Origin of the sequence: Bradyrhizobium sp. TM233 (assembly GCF_036247965.1) — a bacterium.
Lineage (GTDB): Bacteria > Pseudomonadota > Alphaproteobacteria > Rhizobiales > Xanthobacteraceae > Bradyrhizobium > Bradyrhizobium ottawaense.
Genome location: NZ_BTIG01000022.1, coordinates 10,222 through 30,651 on the forward strand (window position 1 = coordinate 10,222; position 20,430 = coordinate 30,651).

Here is a 20,430-nt window from a genome sequence, read left to right on the forward strand (position 1 = left end):
ATGTTCCTGCCGGAACGGACCGACATGTCGGTGCCGTCCATTGCGCGGGATATCGAGCTGCCTGCTGCCCTTGAGGCGTCTGCAGACAACGCAACGTTTGACGGTGTGACGAAGAAGCAAATTCTCGATGCCTCGGCGGGAGCCCCGGAGGGAGTCGCCAAGAGGTTGGCGAACTTCAGTTCGGTCGCCGATTCCTATTACAATTCGGTCCGGCAGTTCGAGCCGCGTCTCTACACCTCCGACATTCTTGATCCGATAACGGGCCGAAAGATTCTTGGCGGCTTCGTGGCGGAGCCGCTGTTCTACGACAAGCTCGCCGGCGGCAGCGTAAATCTTGCGTCGATCGACTCGAATTTGATTTCGCTGGGCAAGGTACTGAAGGAATTTGCAGCAGGAGAACAGGGCTTCTGGAAGACGATGCGGTCGCTCGCAACGACTGCGTTCGACAAGCTTGGAACCGACCTCACGGCGTTCTATAACAAGGCGAATCCGGTATTCGAAAAATCGGTCCAGCTCCTTGCCGATGCGATCCTCGGCGCGGCAGAAAAATCGACCGCAGCCATCGACTTCGCAACCACGACCGTCGCGCAAACCTGGAGCAAGGCGCTCGAGATCGCTTCCACGGCCGCTGAAGGCGCGCAGGCTGCGGCCGAAACGGTCACCAAAAATCTCGCGCGTTGGCAGAACGCGTTCTTCGACGTCTTTTCGACTTATTTCGATGGGCTTCCCGAAGAACTTGTCAGGGTGGGCAAGTCGGTTCTGGGATATTACAAGGCGGCATGGAACGATGTCGTCGGGCTGATCCACTACGACGGCAACCCCGCAAGCTACGCGATGAGGCTGACGGGAGTTGCTGCCGGTGCGCTGCTCGCGGTTTTTGACGGCATTGCCGAGTACAAGAAAGCTGGCGGATTCACGGCTCCGTTCTTTGCCTGGGCGGCGAAGACGGCTCTTATCACGGCGGTTGCGATTCCCGTCATTGGCGCGCTGTCGAGCCTGGCGATCTCGACCGCACCGGTTTGGGGCACCGTTGGCGTCGTCGCGTTCACAGGCGCTGGCCTTTATCTGGGCGTGCGGGCCGTCGCGACCAATCTCGTCGAGGCGTACGCCGACCAGCCGAATTCGATCCTCTATAAATCCGCCTCGACGGTCCTCGGCTATATGAAGACCTTCGAGGGGACCGCGGCCTCCTATTTGAAGCAGGCGGTGAGTTCTCTGCCATCGGCGACCCAAGCCCAGGAGCTTCTGGCCGGCATCACTAAGATCGCCATGGATACCTTTCAGATCGTCGGTACTGGCGGTGCGGGCTACACATACAACGAGAAGAACGCCGCGCTATGGGGATATGACGACGCTGTTCTGCTCGGCGGCGATCCCAATGACTGGCTCTTTCACTCCGGCTTCGGGTTCGCATCCGGAGGAAAAGGCGACGATGTCCTTGTCGGCGTATTCCCGAAGGTTCTCAATGCCGGAGAGAAGATTGGATTCCCTCTGGCAGATGGCCAGCCGGACACGCGGAAGGTTGCGCAAAGCGAATTGACCCTTGTCCTTGACGGTGGGGAAGGAAAGGATTGGGTTATCGCTGCAGGTGGACAGAAGGCGACGACTGCCGGCGGTCTTGGCCGCGACTGGATCTACAACACCTCAAACGGCGGCATCATCTGGGGCGACACCGTCGGCGGGACTTACGAAAAGCCCGTTCTCGATGCTCAGGGCAATCCCATCCTCAATCCGGACGGAACGCCCAAGACGACACCGTCCAAGGTCGAGGACACCGCCGCCAACGCCGACAACATCTGGTACTCGGCGAACACCATCGTCAAGGACGCGCAGCACCATGACGTGCTCAAGTTCTATGGTCTGACCCTAACCGGTGGCAATGCCGAAGGCGGCATTGCGGGTCTCGCGGCATTCGGCGGCGTCGGTGCCGTCGTCGGCTACACCAACTTTCTGACAACGGCTGCTGCAAACGGCGGCAAATACGATCCGGCGAAGTCGATCTATTTCGATCATTTGCTTCCGTGGATGACCTATGCGTTCCGACCCAATGCCCGCGGCGGGTTGGACATGTACGTCACCAACCAGTTCGATCAGTTGTTCACGGCGGTGTTCGGCGGCACCGCGAGCGACGCCTACAAGGCGCAGCAGGCGCTGGATGCGCAAGGCATCCTGAAGGGCTGGATGAAGATCGAGAACTTCGATCTCGTCGGCAGTTACATCGGATTCCAGCAGGCAGAGCTCACCGGCCAGGGCACTTTCGGCATGGTGTTTAAGGCGCCCAATCCGATCGCCGATCTGATGACGATGCTCGAGCCGCTGCTCGGGGTGTACGGCATTGCCATTGCCGCTCAATATGGCGGCAATACCCTGATCGATCAGGCCGTGACCCTTGGCGCCGCCGCGGCGCGGTTCGCGAAGGGCATGAAATGGGCGGACGGTGCCGATCCGCTGGTGATCGATCTCAATGGCAACGGTATCGAGACAACCGACCTCGGAGTCAGCCAGGTCTATTTCGACGTTGACCACGACCTGTTCGCCGAGCGCACCGGCTGGCTCAGCGGGAACGACGGCTTCCTGGTCCGCGACCTCAACGGCAATGGCGGGATCGACGACGTCTCGGAGATGTTCGGCGGGGTCGGGCAGTCCGGCTTTGCGCAGCTCGCTACGCTCGATTCCAACGGCGACGGCAAGATCACGGCCGCGGACGTGCTGTGGTCTGAACTCAGGGTATGGCAGGACCTCGATGGCGACGGCATCACCGACGCCGGCGAGCTGAAGACGCTCGATCAGCTCGGCATCATCAGCATCGATCTCGGCGCCACCGCGATCGACATCACCACGCCCGACGGCGCGCACCTGACCGGCGTCGGCGACGTCACCTTCCAGACCGGTGCCGTCAGGCACATGTACGACGCCATCCTGGCCTCGAACGACACCGACACCAAATATGCCGGCGAGGCCGGCCATGCGGTCTGGCAGTCGGGCTCGACGCTCGACGTCAAGGGCTTTGGGCGGGTGACCAACCTCGCGGTCGCCGCCGCCAACGACATCGCGTTCGGCGAGCTCGTGACCTCGACGGCGGCGGCGATGACGATTCCAAAGCTGCGCACGCTGGTGGCGCAGGTCGGCGACGTGCTTGGCGCCTGGGGCGAGGCGCTGGAGCAGACGCGCGAGCTGACGCCGGTCCTGGTCGGCACCGACGCGAACGGCAAGGCCGTGCTGCTCGACCGCGGCGTCTATGTCGAGGACGCCCAGGGCGGCCACTGGACGCTCGCCTCCGGCGCGCCGGTGCTGAACGCGCAGGGCCAGCCGATCGCGCGCGCCACCATGCAGGACGTGCTGGCGCAGGCGGCCGCGTCCGGCGCGAGCTGGCGCGTGGAGCAGACCTGGTCGCCGTCCGACCGCGACGCTGCGCTGACGGATCGCGATGCCGCGCCCTATCTGATGAGCGTCATCAACGGGCGCGCCGTCGTCCTCGACTACGGCATCAAGCAGGCCGACGGCAGCTGGAAGCTGGCCTCCGATGCCGCCACCAGCTACGCCAGCAAGGACGCCATCCTCGCGCTCGCCCATCCCACCGGCACCGAGTGGCGGACCGAGCAACTCGGCTTCAACCCCTACGCCAACCTTCCCGTTGACAAGATCGGCGTGCGCTTCACCGACGGCATCGCCGTCGACTACACCGTCAAGGTGACCGACCAGGACGGCACCTTCTATGTCTGGGCGCGCAATCTCGACCGTGCGCTGCAGCTGGAGTGGAAGACCGGCGATTCCCGGGAATTCAACCTGCGCAATTACGCGATCGACTTCGCCACGCTCGACGAGGTGAATTCGACCGACGATTCCACCTACCGCGTCGAGATGCTGACGCCGGCGCAATTCCACTTCGCGACCTCGCTCAGTGGCATCGACTTCCGCCCGGAAATGCTGACGGCGCAGCTCGACAATGCGACCGGGCACATCGCCTATGCCGTCGGCCCCGGCGGCAGCGCCAATCTGTCGACCGATCCGGCGCATTACGTCTCCGGCATCGCGACCATGATCGACATGCTGCAGCCGGTCATGACCGAGTACATCGCGACCTCGCGCCGCTATGCGGTGCGCGTCGCGATGCAGGGCGGCTTGAAGGATTTCTTCCGGGGGCTCACCTACGATCTCGCCTCCGACAGCTACAAGCCGACCACCAACCGCGAGCTCGCCCCGATGTTCGAGGCGATCTTTGCCGGTGCGCCGGCGAGCAACACGGGCGATGCCGTGTTCGACTACCTCGCGCAGTGGAACGGCATCCTGGCGCAGGTCTATCCGGATTATCACCCATCCGGCGAAGGCAATCTCGGCGGCTCTACGCTCGCGGTCAACCAGGCCTTCATTATGCAGATGATGCTGCCGGCCTTCGAGACCGTCGGCGTCGATCTCGACATCCGCGGCGTCGCGCACGCGCTCGGGATCAGTGACGAGCGCATCATTACCCACACGGCCGGCGACGTCATCGTCAACGGCACCGATGCGACCGACTATTTTTACATGACCGCGGGTAACCAGACCCTGCGCGGCGGCAAAGGCGCCGACTACTATTTCGTCGGGCGCAATTCCGGCGACGACGTCATCGACGACAAGGATTATGGCGACAGCGACGAGCTGCGCCTCACCGACGTGCTGTCGACCGACGTCAAGGCGATCCGCGACGGCGAAGATTTGATCCTGCAGATCCGCGGCCGCACCAACACCATTCGCCTGACCGATCAGTTCCTCGGCGAGAACAACGCGCTGCTGAGCAACGGCAAGCGGGCCGATTCCGGCGTCAGCGCCATCGTGTTCGCCGACGGCGTGGCCTGGGACCGCTTCCGCATGTCGATGGAGGTGCTCGACCGGGAGCGTGCCGCGGGGCAGTTCAACGACAGCCTGATGGGCTCGGGCTCGGCCGACATCCTCTGGGGCGGCAAAGGCAACGATTACATGAGCGGCGGCGCCGGCGGGGACATCTACGTCTTCCAGGCCGGCGACGGGCAGGACGTCATCGACGACCTCGGCAATTTCTCGTTCGGGCCGGTCAAGGCCGGCATCGACGTGCTCAGCTTCAAGGGCGGCATCAAGCTTGAGAATTTGAAGCTGATCCGCGACGGCGAAAGCCCCGATCTGCAGATCGTCTTCCTCGACGATAACGGCAATCCGACCGGCGACACGCTCGTCATCAAGGGCCAGTTCGCCGGCATCAGGACCGGCCTCGGCCTGTTCTCCGACGCGCTCGGCAGCAGCGACGGGCTCGACTATGTCGCGCCGAACCTGATCGAGCGTTTCGTCTTCGACGACGGCTCCAGCCTCGATTTCACGCAGATTGTGCAGAAGGTGCTGGAGAACGCCAAGACCGCGAACGACGATGCGATCTACGGCATGATCAATGCCAACACGCTCGACGGCGGCGCCGGCAACGACTTCCTGTCCGGCAAGGAGGGCGACGACACCTACATCTTCGGCCGCGGCTACGGCCGCGACGTCGTCCTCGACAACGCCATTCCCGGCCTGTTCGATCCGCCGCAGCACGACAAGCTGCAATTCGTCGACGAGATCCGCTGGACCGACCTCGACTTCCTGCGCGACGGCGCCAGCGACACGCTGCGCATGCGCATCAAGGGCACGACCGACGAGGTCGTGCTGCAGGACTTCCTCGCCACCGTTCCGATCCTCGGCTTCATCAACGTCATCGAGGACATCAAGTTCGGCGACGGCACGGTCTGGACCGGCTTCAAGCTGGCCCAGCACTACATCGACATCGCCAAGACCGCCGGCAACGACACCATCTACGGCTATGACGAGCTGTCCGACTCGATCGACGGCGGCGCCGGCGACGACCGTCTCGTCGGCTTCGGCGGCAACGACGTCTATTACGTCGCGCTCGGGGAGGGCAACGACACCATCCTCGACAGCTCGGGCAACGACCAGCTCGTGCTCTCCGGTATCGCCTCGACCGACGTCGACTTCTCCCGCACCGTGCTCGACCTGATCATCACCGTCCGCGCCACCGGCCAGCGCTTCGTGCTGGAGAACCAGTATGTCCGCGACGACGGCCAGACCTACGCGGTCGAGAGCCTGGTCTTCACCGACCGCACGGTGTCGTTCCTCGACGTCAATCCGGAGGACATCGATCTTGTCGGCACCAACGGCGACGAGACCATCACCGGCTCGAATTTCGCCGAAACGCTCGACGGACGCGGCGGCAACGACACGCTGGTCGGCGGCGACGGCGGCGACATCTACAAGTTCGACGCCGGCTACGGCCAGGACGTCATCGTCGACCGCCGCGTGCGCGCGAGCTGGTCGGACCGGCGCGGCGTGCACGTGCCGGTGGACGACGTCGTCCAGTTCGGCGGCGGCATCACCCGCGACAACGTCGTCTTCACCAAGGACGGCGACGACCTCTTGATTTCGATCACCGGCCGCACCGACACGCTGCGCATCCGCAACCAGTTCCGCGACGCCGAGGACGGCGTCGAGCTGTTCCGCTTCTTCGACGGCTCGACCATCAAGATCTCGGACGTCGAGCAATTGCTCCAGATCGCCGGGGGTAACCGCGGCGACAACATCATCACGGGCCTGCTCGAGCAGGAGAACGTGCTGGACGGGCGGCAGGGCGACGACACGCTCTACGGCGGCAACCGCGCCGACGCCTATGCGTTCTCCGCCGGTTACGGTTTCGATCGCATCATCGAGCGGCCGGACACGGCGGGCATCGTCGATCGCGTGGTGTTCGGCGCCTCCGTGCGTTTCGAGGACATCGTGGTCAGCCGCAACGGCAACGATCTCGTTATCGATCTCGGCAGCGGCCTCGATGTCCTGACCATCGTCAACGGCCTGTCGACCAGCCGCGTCGAGCAGTTCGAGTTCGCCGACGGGCGGATTCTGTCCATTGAGGCCATCATCGACCGCATGCTGACCGGCACTGCCGGCGACGACCACCTGATCGGCTTCGACAACCGCAACGACACGCTGTCGGGCGGGGCCGGCCAAGACGCGCTCGAGGGCGGCTTCGGCAACGACACCTATAAATTCGGCATTGGTGACGGCAGCGACAGCGTTGACGACGCCGGCGGCGTCGACAAGGTGGTGTTCGGCGAAGGCATCACGCCCGACCTCGTCCATTTCAGCAACATCGACGGCGATCTGCTGATCTCAATCGGAAACGGCGTCGACCGGCTCGCCATCCTGTCCGGCTATAGCGCAAGGCCGGTCGAGAGTTTCGTCTTCGCCGACGGCACGACGCTGTCGATCGAGGATGTGCGCGGCATCATCCGCGACGGCCTGTCGAACGCCAGCCAGGACCTCGTCGACCTGCGCGAGCTGCCGGCCGCCAGCACGCTGCATCCCGGCGCCGGCCATGACCGCCTGATCCTGGCCCAGGATTCGCGCGTCGTCATCGGCGCCTCGGAAGGTATCGACAGCGTCGAGATGCCCCCCGGCGTGACCAGCGCGACCATCGTGCTCGAAGCGTACGCCTCGAGCGATGCCGTGGTCAGGCTCGTCGCGACCGACTCGACCGACCTCATCGTCTCCTTCTCGTCGGGAAGCCAGCTGATCGTCAGGGGCGCGCTCGGCAATGGCAGCCTGCCGAACATCGAATTCGCCAACGGCGTCACCTGGAACGGGACCGCGCTGGTGCAGGCGGCCATCGCCGGGCAGGCGAGCGCGGGAAGCGACATCATCATCGGCAGCGGCCGCGCGGACGTCATTGCCGGCGGCGCGGGGGATGACCTCCTGAGCGGCGGGGCAGGCGACGACACCTACAATTTCACGCGCGGCGACGGCCGCGACGTGATCGACGACAGCTCCGGCAACGACACGCTGGCCATCACCGGCTATCGACCCGACGAACTGCGCGTCTCCCAGATCGACCCGGCGCGCAACGAGCTGGTGCTGTCCTTTGCCGATTCGACCGACCAGATCGTGCTGCGCTACGTCTGGGGGTGGAACGGCGTCGACGCGGTCCGTTTCAGCGACGGCACATCGTTCACGCTCGACCAGCTCCGCGACATGGCAGCCGACGTCGGGACCTGGCAGGACGACCGCATCGTCGGCTCCGCGCGCAGCGAGACGTTCAGCGGCGGGACGGGCGACGACGTGATCGTCGGCGGCGGCGGTGACGACGTCTACCGGTTCGGACGCGGCGACGGGCAGGATCGTATCGAGAGCAACGGTTCGGCCGACGGCAAGGGAACGCTCGTGTTCGGCGCTGGTATCGCGCTGGAGGACATCGTCACCACGCGAGATGCCGACGGCAATATCGTGCTGTCGATCAACGACACCGATGACCGCGTCACGCTGGTCGATCCCGCCGGCGACATCGATCCGGTGGTTGCGAAGATCGTCTTTGCCGACGGCCGCAGCCTCAGCTACCGGGCGCTTGCCGCCGCGATCGCATCGACCGACGGCGACGACCACGTCATCGTTCCCTCCGATCTCGCCAATCCCGACATCGGCTCGGTGATCTCCGGCGGTCTCGGCAACGATCACCTCGAAGGCGGAAGGGGCGCCGACGTCATCACCGGCGGCAAGGGTGACGATCTGCTGGAGGGCGGCAGCGGCGCCGATCTCTATTATTTCGCGCGCGGCGACGGGCAGGACACGATCGCCGATGTCGAGATCACTGATGCGTCCAAGGTCGACAAGGTCCATTTCGCGGCCGGTATCCTGCCGAGCGATATCCGCTTCCTCTCGGTCGGTCCGAACGACCTCGTGATCGGCCTCGTCGGCAGCGACGACCGCCTGACGCTCAAGGACATGTTCCGCGCCGGGAACAGCGCCACCGACTACGGGGTCGAGCAATTCGAATTCGCCGACGGTACGGTCTGGCAGCTCGCCGACATCGTCTCGCACGCCGCGGCATCGACCGGTGCAGGCGCCGACGCGATCGATTTCGGTCCGCAGCTCGACATCGCGATCACGCTCGATGGCGGTGCGGGCGACGATGTGCTCGCCGGTGGTATCGGCGACACCACCTACGTCTTCGGCCGCGGCTATGGCCGCGACACGATCCGCGAGGCGGCGAACGCAACCGGCTCCAGCGACACGCTGCGCCTGAACAGCGGGATCGTGCCGAGCGATGTCGTCGTCATCAGGGACGGCAACGACATCGTGCTGCGCTTCGTCGGCAGCGACGACCGGCTGACGATCGTCGGCCAGGCCACGGCGAGTGCGCCGCCGATCGACGTCGTGCGGTTCAACGACGGCACGCAATGGAGTGCTGCGACGCTGCTCTCGCGCGCGCTCACGCCCGACGCGGCCGAGCACGTGCTGCATCCGAGCAATCCGTCGGCCGATCCGTTCGCCGACCCGGTCTTCGCAGGCGCGGGGCCGGGATCCGGCGGGGGAGGATCACAGGAATCCTCGACCATCGGCCTTGCCCGCTACGATTCCGTCTCGCGGCCCGTCACCGGCCTTGCCGCGGTCGGTTCGGCCACGGACCTCGGCAACGGCACCTATCAATTGACGCCGGAGGCCGGTAGCAGGGCCGGCGCCGTCTGGGGCAGTATCGACCTGTCGCAGAACGTGATCTGGACCACGAAGATGTTCTTCGGTGCCAACGAGGGCGGTGCCGACGGCTTGTCCTTTGCCGTCCAGAACAAGAGCGCGGGCGAGCTGACGGGGTCGGGCGGCGGCGGGATGGGCACGCTGGTCTCCGGCTCGTTCGGCATCATTTTCGATACCTGGGGGCAGGCGACCGACTTCAGCCAGTTCGTCGTCAACGGCCAGACCGGCGACGACAATTTCGACCCGCGGCACGACTTCAGCCAGCTCGAGGACGCCGCCTGGCACGATGTCGTCATCAGCTGGGACGCAGCGAGCAAGACCTTCAGCTACAGCGTCGACGGAACGCCGATCGGGCGCAAGACCTATGATGTCGTCGGCAGCCTGTTCGGCGGCGATGGCGACGTCTGGTACGGCTTCGGCGCGGCCACGGGCGGCGCGACCAACGATCAGCGGGTCCAGATCCTCTCGGTGACCACCCTGCAAGGGGCCGGTGTCGACCCGTCGACGGTCGGGACCGTCGAGCAGATCGGCTCGGGCCTGTTCGCGCGGGAGCTCGCCGGTGCAGCCGCACAGAACAGATATGACGTTTTTGTGCCGCTTTCGCGTTGGGGCGATCGTGTCGACGTCGTCACCAACTTCAGGAGCGGCGATGCCGGCGACAGTCTCAACATCGCCATTGGCGAGGGATTGTCCGGGACGCTGCTGGCGCGTGCGGTCGGCTCCGACACGCTGATCTATTTCGCAGAGCAGGGAACGCAGCGTTTTGCCGACGCGCGGCTGCTGTTGCGTTTGGACAACGTCTCGCCGGCGAGCCTCACCAGCGTCAATTTCGCCGGCGCCGCCTTCACGGTGGTTGCCAACCAGACATTGACCGCCACCGGCGCGGTCCCCGTTCAAGGCGGTTGGGGCGACGACACGCTCAACGGAGACAATTCGGCCAACACGCTGTCGGGCGGCGCGGGCAACGACACGGTCGCGGATGCTCGTGACGGCAACGACATCCTGACCGGCGGGACCGGCAACGACTGGCTGCGCGGCGGCGGCGGCAACGACACCTATGTGTTCAACCGGGGGGACGGTCAGGACACCATCAGCGATTGGAATTACGGGACCGACACGATCCAGTTCGGTGCCGGCATCACGGCCGCCGACGTCGTGGTCACGCAAGGCAACAGCGGCCAGGATCTCATCGTCACCATCGCGGGGACCGACGACAGGATCACGATCGAGCGCGGCCTCAGCGCCGATTTCAACAGGATCGAACAGCTGCGGTTTGCCGACGGCAGCACGCTCAGCTACACGCAGATGGTCGATCGCTCGCTGACGCCGACGATCGGCAACGACACGTTTGCGGGGGACCAGTTTGCCAACACGCTCTCGGGCGGGGTCGGCAACGACACGATCCTGGACGCTCGCGAAGGCGACGACACCCTCATTGGCGGGGCCGGTAACGATTGGCTGCGCGGCGGCAGCGGCAACGACACCTATATCTTCAACCGGGGTGACGGTCAGGACGTCATCAGCGATTGGAATTATGGGAATGACACCATTCAGCTTGGCGCCGGCATCACGGCCGCCGACGTGGTGGTGACGCAAGGCAATGGCGGTCAGGACCTCATCATCGCCATCGCGGGAACCGAAGATAGGATCACGATCGAGCGCGGCGTCAGCGCCGATTTCAACCGGATCGAGCTGCTGCGCTTCAGCGACGGCAGCACGCTCAGCTATGCGCAGCTGCTCGACCGCTCGCTGACGCCGACCAGCGGCGACGACACGTTTGCCGGGGACCAGTTCGCCAATACGATATCAGGGGGGGCCGGCAACGATACGATCCTCGATGGTCGCGACGGCGACGATATCCTGATCGGCGGCACCGGCAATGACTGGCTGCGTGGCGGCAACGGCAACGACACCTATGTGTTCAACCGGGGCGACGGCCAGGACGTCATCAGCGACTGGAATTATGGCAACGACACTATTCTGTTCGGGGCCGGAATCACCGCCGCCGACCTGTCGTTGACGCGCGCCAGCAACGGCCAGGATCTGATCATCGCCATCGCGGGGACCGAGGACCGGATCACGATCCAGCGAGGCCTCGATACCGACTGGAGCCGGATCGAGCAGCTGCGCTTCGCCGACGGCAGCACGCTCAACTACACCGACATGCTCGCGTTGGCCGACGCCAATGACCGGAGCGGACTGACCCAGATCGGGGCGGTGCTCGGCAACGGCATCGCCGGGACCGATGCTGCCGAACTCCTCAACGCGTCAGCCTATGCGACTGGCGCCATATTGGATGGTCGCGGCGGCTACGATCAGCTGACGGGCAGCGCTTACAATGACGTCCTGACCGGCGGCGCCGGCAACGATTTGCTGACGGGCGGCGCCGGCGCGGACACCTACCGGTTCTCCGCGGGCTTCGGCCAGGACACGATCGAGGAATCGACCTCGAACGGCAGCAACAACGTCATCGTGTTCGATTCCTCGCTCTCGATCGATGATTTCGTGCTGGAAGCCTATGTTTCGACCGACGGCAACGGCAATTCCGATTTCGGTCAGGCCCGGCTGCGCTTCACCGGCAGCGACGACCGGATCACGATCGCCGATCTCGATACGATCCAGCAGATCCGTTTCGCCGACGGCACCGTGCTCGACAGGCAGCAGATGTTGGCCCGCGCGGTCAGCCTCTCCAGCAACGACAGATCCATCTCGCCGTCGGATATCCCGACTCCGATCCCGCTGAGCGGATCTGCGAAGGACGACCTGCTCGAAGGCCATGGCACCGACGATACGCTCCTCGGCGGCGCAGGTAACGACCGCCTCTATGGCGGCGACGGTGCTGACGTCCTGAGCGGCGGGACCGGCAATGATCTCCTGTCCGGTGGCGCTGGAGCCGACGTCTATCGGTTCTCGGCGGGCTTCGGTCACGACACGATCGACACCGGCGACACCGGGCTCGACTGGATCGAATTCGATTCCAGCCTGACGCCTGACGACATCGAGCTGCTGCGTCCCGATGACCGGTACGAGGGCGGCGGTCTCACCGACGACTTGCTCGTGCACGTGAAAGGCACCGAGGACGTCATCGAAGTCCGCTATACGCTGAGCACGGACCCCTACCAGAGCATTGCCGGCATCCGCTTCGCGGATGGGACGACCTGGACGCTGGCCGACATCATCAACGCCGCGGTGCCGGCGCCGGGCATCAACGTGCAGGGCGCGATCTCGGACGATACGCTGATCGGCACGGCGTACAACGATTCCCTCAATGGGGGTGGCGGCAACGATACGCTGATCAGCGGTGCCGGCGACGATTTCCTGTGGGGCGCGGAAGGCGACGACATCTTGGACGGCGGCGCAGGCAGCGATCTCCTGATCGGCGATGCCGGCTCGGACATTTATCGCTTCTCCAGCGGTTTCGGCAACGATGTCATCAATGATGTCCGCGACGCCGGCGCGATGAACGCGATCGTTTTCGATTCGACCGTCGCGGTCTCCGACATTGCCGTCTACTTCTCGCAGTACGGCGATTTGATCCTGAGATCAGTCAACTCGGACGATTCCATTACCATCGGCAGCGCCTATGCCGATGATACCGTTGGTGTCGATGAGGTCCGTTTCGACGACGGGACGATCTGGACCCGCGACCAGCTCGTTGCCGCCGCCGTGGCACTGCCGGGCAGCGTGATCCAGGGCGACGCGACCGATCAGACGCTGACCGGCACCTCCTTGGACGACCGTATCGACGGCGATGCCGGCAACGAAACCATCATCGGTGGCGTCGGCAACGATATCCTGAACGGTGGAGACGGCGCCGACATCCTGATCGGCGGTGCTGGCCACGACGAAATGGACGGAGGATACGGTAACGACGTCTATCGCTTCTCGGCCGGATTCGGCTCGGACACGGTTTACGTCACGCCGTACTATGCGGACGACACCGACGTCATCGAGTTCGACGCGACGATTGCGGCTGCGGATGTCCGTCTCACTTTCGAAGGAGATGGTTACCCGCCGAGCATGCTGCTGACGATCGACGGCAGCACCGACCAGATCATGCTGAACGGGCTGCATGCGTCCACGGAGATCCATTTCGCCGACGGCACGATCTGGACATATGACGACATGGCCGCGCTCGCCGCGCCGTGGCTGGGCGTCAACCTGCAGGGCGACCAGGGCGCCGACGTTTTCGGAACCAGCGGCTCGGACAAGCTCGAGCCCAATTACGGCGTCGCGTCCACCCTCAAGGGCTTTGCCGGCGACGACATCCTCAACGGCTCCACCGGTGACGATATCCTGGACGGCGGCACCGGCGACGACCAGATGCAGGGCAACCAGGGAGCCGACACCTACCGCTTCTCGGCCGGTTTCGGCCAGGACCAGATCTACGAGTGGGGCGCCGAGGTCAACCACATCGTCTTCGACTCCTCTATCTCGTCCAGCGACATCATCATCGAGCACGAGTCCGGTTATAACGGCGACATTACCTATGCCGACGTGATCTTGCGCGTTGCGGGGACTGAAAACCGTATTACGTGGGGTGGCGGCTTCGGCTCCGGTGATTTCGACGTCCGGTTTGCCGACGGCACCGTCTGGAATTCCAACGATATCAGGGCGCGCTGGAGTCAGATCGAGCATCCGTATCAAGGCGGCACGCCGTTGGTCGGAGGCGCGACCAACGACAGCATGTACGGCTCGGTCGGCGCTGACGTCATCGAAGGGGGCGGTGGCAACGACTATCTGGACGGCAATTCCGGTGGCGACATCCTGGTCGGAGGGACCGGGTCCGATCAGCTGTATGGCGGCGTCGGCGGCGATGTCTACCGCTTCTCTGCCGGCTTTGGCGAGGACTGGATCCACGACTCCGTGTACGGCGCGGACGTCAATGTCATCGAGTTCGACGCGACGATCGACCCGGCGCAGGTGAGCGTCCTGTCGGACGCCCCCGATCTCATGAGCAACTACTATCTGTCCATTGCCGGTACCGAGGATCGCGTCTGGGTCTCGCGCTACGCCCATGACGCCGTGATCTCGCAGGTCCGTTTTGCCAACGGCACGGTGTGGAGTGCTGCCGACATCGAGGCGCGGCTGACCTATTCGAACCGGCCGACGCTCGTGAGTTCGGCAAGTGGCGCGCAGATGGTCGGTACTGCCGGCAGCGACACCCTGACCGGCACGGCCGGTTCGGACGACATCAACGGCGGCGGATCGGTCCAATGGCAGCCGGTGGGCGCCAACCTGATCGTCAACGGCAGCTTCGAGCAGCTTGCCGCGGATGCCAGCCCGCAAAGCTGGGGCTATTCGGCAACGAATTTGCCGGGCTGGACCCGGATCAACAGCACGCAGCCGGGGACGACGCCGGGCATCGAGCAGATGACATCCGGCTACAATGGCGTCACTGCGACCAACGGCAATTACTGGCTTGATCTCGACGGGACAGGCACTGGCGGCGGCAACAGTAACGTGCAGATCGCACAGGACGTGACGGGTCTCACCGAGGGCGAGACGCTCCTGGTGCAGTTCGACCACGCCAACCGCACCTGGGACTGGAACGGCTCGTTCGACGTGCTGTGGAACGGCACGGTGGTCGCCAGCTTCAACAATACCGGCACGGCGATGGTGCGCTCCAGCGTGCTGGTGACGGCAGCCGCCGGCACCAACCAACTCAGCTTCCGCGGCACCGGCAATCAGGACGGCGTCGGCGCCTCGCTCGACAATGTGAGCCTCACGCGTACGCAAGCCGTTCCGAGCTCGGCGATCGGCAACGACGTCCTGTCCGGCCTCGATGGCGACGATCTCGTCCGGGGCGGTGCCGGAGACGATGTGATCTCCGGAGGCAACGGCAACGACACACTCAACGGCAATGGCGGCAACGACACCATCAACGGCGATGCCGGCAATGACATCCTGATCGGCGGCAAGGGTATCGACAATCTGGTCGACGGCCAGGGCAACGACGTCTACCGCTTCGCAGCCGGCGACGGTCAGGACACCATCACCGACGCAAACGGAACCGACCGGATCGAATTCGGCGCCGGCATCAACCCGGCCGACGTCAAGGTCGCGCTGGTCGGCAATTCCTCGACGCTCGTCGTCACATTCCGCAACAGCGACGACCGCATCACCATCAACAACGGCTCGGCCAGCGACGGCAGGGCCATCGAGGCATTCACCTTTGCCGACGGCACCGTGTGGACCTTCGCCGACATCGCGGCGCGCTGGAAGACGCCGACTGCGGGTGCGGACCTTATTCTCGGCACCGCGAACGGCGAGACCCTCGCGGGCGGGGCGGGCAACGACAGCCTGATCGCCTTCGGCGCAGCCACGCTGCTCGGCGAAGCCGGCGACGACACCCTGACCGGAGCGAACGGCGCCGATATCCTGGTCGGCGGCACCGGCAACGACACGCTGAATGGCGGACAAGGCGACGACGTCTACCGTTGGGGCCGCGGCGACGGCAGCGACACGCTCACCGATACCGGCGGGACCGACCGCGTCGAGATCGGCGCCGGCGTCGCGCCTGGCGACATCAAGGTCACCTCGCCGGACGGACGCAGCTTCGTCCTGCGGATTCGCGACACCGGCGAGGAGCTCAAGCTCACCGATGTGATCGCGAATACGGGCAACGTCATCGAGAGCATTGCCTTCGCCGACGGCACCGTCTGGACGATGAACGATCTGAGGGATCAGTCGTACATCGGCGAGGACGCCGCCGACACCATGACCGGAACCAGCGACGCGAACCGCCTCGACGGGCGCGGCGGCAACGACAATCTCTCCGGCCTCGGCGGCAACGACGTGCTGCTCGGCGGCGCCGGCGACGACACGCTCAATGGCGGGACGGGAGACGATCGTCTGGTCGGCGGTCTCGGCAACGATGCGCTGTCGGGCGGCGCCGGTGCCGATACCTACGTGTTCGCCGCTGGTGACGGCAACGACACGATCACCGACGGCGGCGATGCAACGAGCGATACGTTGCGGATCGAAGGCTATAGCCTGTCGCAGATCCGCTTCGGCGCGGTCGGTCAGGATCTGATCATCCGCTTCGCCGGAAGCGCCGATCGCATCATCGTCCGCAACGGCCTCGGCAGCAGCGTCAGCGATCTCGTCGACGCCTTCGAGATTGCGGCCGACGGTGTCACGCTGTCGCTTGCCGACGTGCGCGGCCGTCTGGTCGAGGACGTCGCCGTCAGCGGCGAGTTCCTGGTCGGCGGTGCCGGCGATGACGTGCTCACCGGCGGCACCGGCGACGACTATCTCAAGGGCGGCGAGGGGGCCGACATCCTGTCGGGCGGTGCCGGCAACGATCAGTTCGGCGACATTTCCGCCGACAGCTCCGTCGACACGCTGACCGGCGGCGCCGGGCGCGACACCTATTACTACCTGCCGGTCCGGCAGGGTGCGGCGGCCATCGTCGCCGACGTCATCACCGATTTCCAGGCAGGCGCCGGCGGCGACGTCATCCGCCTGATGACCAGCAATCCCAATCCGTTCGAGGGCGGCAACATCTTCCTGACGCAATCGGGCAGCGATGCAGTCGTCATGATGCGGGCGACGTCGGGGCCCGACCAGGAGCTGGTACGCCTGCTCGGCGTCGACGCCACGACGCTGACCTCGGCCAATTTCGACGGCGTTCCGATCGCGATCGACAATTCGATCAGCATCAATGATGACGATGCCGGCCACGTCCTCAACGGCAGCGCCCTCGATGACCGCATTTTCGGCAATGGCGGCAACGACGTCATCAGCGGCTTCGGCGGCAATGACCGGCTGGCCGGTGGCGCGGACAACGATTTGATCGATGGCGGCCTCGGCAACGACCTGATCGCGGGCCAGGAAGGCAACGACCAGATCGTCGGCGGCGGCGGCAGCGACATCATGTCGGGCGGCTCCGGCGATGACGTCATCACCGGTTATGGCGACGGCAGCTTCGCGACCGACACGGATGTGTTCGAGGGCGGCCAAGGCGATGATCAGCTGGCCGGCGGCACCGGCACGGACGTCTACCGCTTCGCGCGCGGCGACGGCCGCGACACCATCTCCGACCTCGGCGGCACCGATCGTCTGGAATTCGCCGCTGGAATCGCGGCGGCCGACGTCAGCGTCGTGCAGATCGGACGCGACGTAGAATTGCGCATCAACAACGAGGGTGGTCGGATTCGCGTGACCGGCGCGCTCGACGGCGCCAGCGCCATCGAGACGATCGCCTTTGCCGACGGCACCAATTGGACCTGGAACGACGTGCTGACGCGATCCCTGCAGGGATCGAGCGGTGACGACGTGCTTGCGGTTCCCGCGAGCTTCCAGGGTAATCTCGTCACCCTCGACGGCAAGGCGGGGAACGACACCCTGCAAGGCAGCGCGGGAGCCGACACGCTGATCGGCGGCACCGGCAATGATGTGCTGCAGGGCGCGGGCGGCGACGACACCTATGTGTTCGCCCGCGGCGATGGTCAGGACGTCATTCTCGACGCATCCGGCACCAACACGCTGAGCTTCGCGGCAGGTATCCTGTCGAGCGATATCCGCGTCGTGCGCGGCGCGGCCAATCTGGTGCTGGAAATCATCGGTACCGGTGATCGCGTCGATCTCGGCTCTCCGGCGACGGCGGACATGGGCGTCTCCCGCGTCACCTTCGCCGACGGCACGGTCTGGACCGCATCGACCCTAATCGCGCTCGCCCGCACGGCGACGGGCGGCAACGACGTCATTCGCGGCGACGATCTCGACAATACGCTCGCCGGGGGCGCCGGCGATGATCTGCTGATCGGCAATGGCGGGGCTGACGACCTCGACGGCGGCACCGGAAACGATCGCCTCGAAGGCGGTGCCGGCGACGACACCTACCGGTTCGCGGCCCATGGCGGCCACGACCGCATCGCCGATACGGCCGGCAACGACACGCTGCTGCTGGCGGCAGATATCGTCCCTGACGACATCACGGTGTCGCAGAGCGAGGACGGCGCTGATTTCACGCTGATCGTCAAGTCGACCGGCGCGCGCATCACCATCGAAGGCGCGCTCGGCGCAGGCGGCATCGAATCGATCCGCTTTGCCGACGGCACGGTGTGGGGAGCCAGCGACCTGATCGCACGCGCGCCGAGCTTTGCCGACGATTTTCTGACCGGCGATGCCGGCAACAACGTCATGGTCGGTGGTCTCGGCAACGATCATTTGTCCGGCGGTGCCGGCAACGACACCTACCGCTTCGCCCGCGGCGACGGCAGCGACGTCATCAACGACAAGGCGTCGTCCGCGGCCGACCGGCTCGAGATCAGCGGCTACTCCGCCGCCGAGATCAGCTTCCACCGCATCGCCGCCGACAGCGACGATGTCGCGATCCGCTTTGCCGGAACGACCGACCAGATCGTTATCGTCGATGCGCTCGCCGCCAACTCCGCCGGGGTCGAGACGATCGCACTCGCCGACGGCACGCAGTACACCGTCGCCGATATGAAGCTGGCGATCCTCGCCAGCCTCACCACCGACGGCAACGACATCATCATCGGCACCGACGGCGCCGACACGTTGATGGGCGGCAAGGGCAACGACCTCATCGACGGCGGTTACGGCAACGACACCTATCTCTATCGCCGCGGCGACGGCGACGACCGCATCAACGCGGTCGGCAAGGGCACCGACGTCCTGAGCCTGACCGACTACAACGTCGCGGACGTCGTCTCCGCGGTCCGCGCCGGTCCCGACAGCAACGATCTCGTGCTCTCCTTCGCAGGCGCGGGCGATCGCGTGGTGCTGATCGACGCCCTCAGTCCGTCCAACAATCCGGCGTTCGGCCTGTCGGTCCGTTTCGCCGACGGCACGGTCTGGAATCGCGACGCGATGCGGGCCCGCGCGCTGTCGGATATCGACGGCAGCGGCAATGACAATGTCTACGGCTTCGACGGCAACGACACCTTCGCCGCGCGGGCGGGCAACGATCTGCTCTCGGGCGCAGCCGGCGACGATCTCTATCAGTTCAGGCGCGGGGCTGGTAACGACACGGTCGTCGATTCCGGAACGGGTGGCACCGACCGGATCCAGATTGCGGACTTCACCTCGGCCGAAGCCCATGTCGAGCAGCTCTATCGCGGCTCGGATGCCGTCGTCATCCGCTTCACCGGCAACAGCGCCGACAGCGTGACCGTGTTCGATGCGCTCTCGGCCGATGCCAAGGGCATCGAGAGCTACGTCTTCGCCGACGGCGTGGTCTGGACCAAGGAGACCCTGCGGGAGCTGCTGGGCAACCGTGCTCCGACGGCCCTCGGCGACGGCTTCTTCTCGGTCACCACCGGCGTCGAGCTCGTCATCAAGGCGACCGATCTGCTCCGCAACGATTTCGACGCGGACGGCGATGCGCTGACGATCGTCGGGGTCGATGCCGGCACTTCCGGCGTTGCCACCATCGATGGCCAGGGCAACATCCACTACACCGCGACCAACGGATACTACGGCTCCGCCTCGATCAGCTACACGATTTCCGACGGCCACAACGGCTTTGCCACGGCTTCGGTCGATCTCAAGGTGCGCCCGGTCGCAACGGCCTATCCGGATACGGGCTTCACCGTCGCCGAGGACGGCTCGCTGGTGATCCGCGTCGAGCGGCTCTTGGCCAACGACCTCGACGGCGACCGCATGATCGTCGGCCAGGTCTATCAAGCCGTCAACGGGACGGTGGCGCTGGCCAGCGACGGCAACATCACCTTCACGCCGAACGCCGATTTCAACGGCACCGCCGAGTTCAGCTACGTCGCGAACACGCCCGAAGGCGGCCGGGCCGAAGCCAAGGTGACGATCCAGGTCACCGCGGTGAACGATGCGCCGGTGGCGCATGACGATGTTGTCGATGCGACGCCCGAAAGCACGGGCTTCACGCTCGATCCGAGCACGCTGAGCGCCAACGACAGCGAC

Annotated in this window: 1 protein-coding gene (only partly in view); it reads left to right on the forward strand. The window is 65.2% G+C overall.

Annotation, left to right across the window (positions count from 1 at the left end):
• Window positions 1-20,430 carry the 5' portion of a tandem-95 repeat protein gene (locus AABA86_RS29950; protein ID WP_338309358.1) on the forward strand. The gene runs 12,102 nt beyond the window's last position, so the window shows 20,430 of its 32,532 coding nt (coding positions 1-20,430); it begins with the start codon at window positions 1-3; its stop codon lies beyond the right edge, outside the window.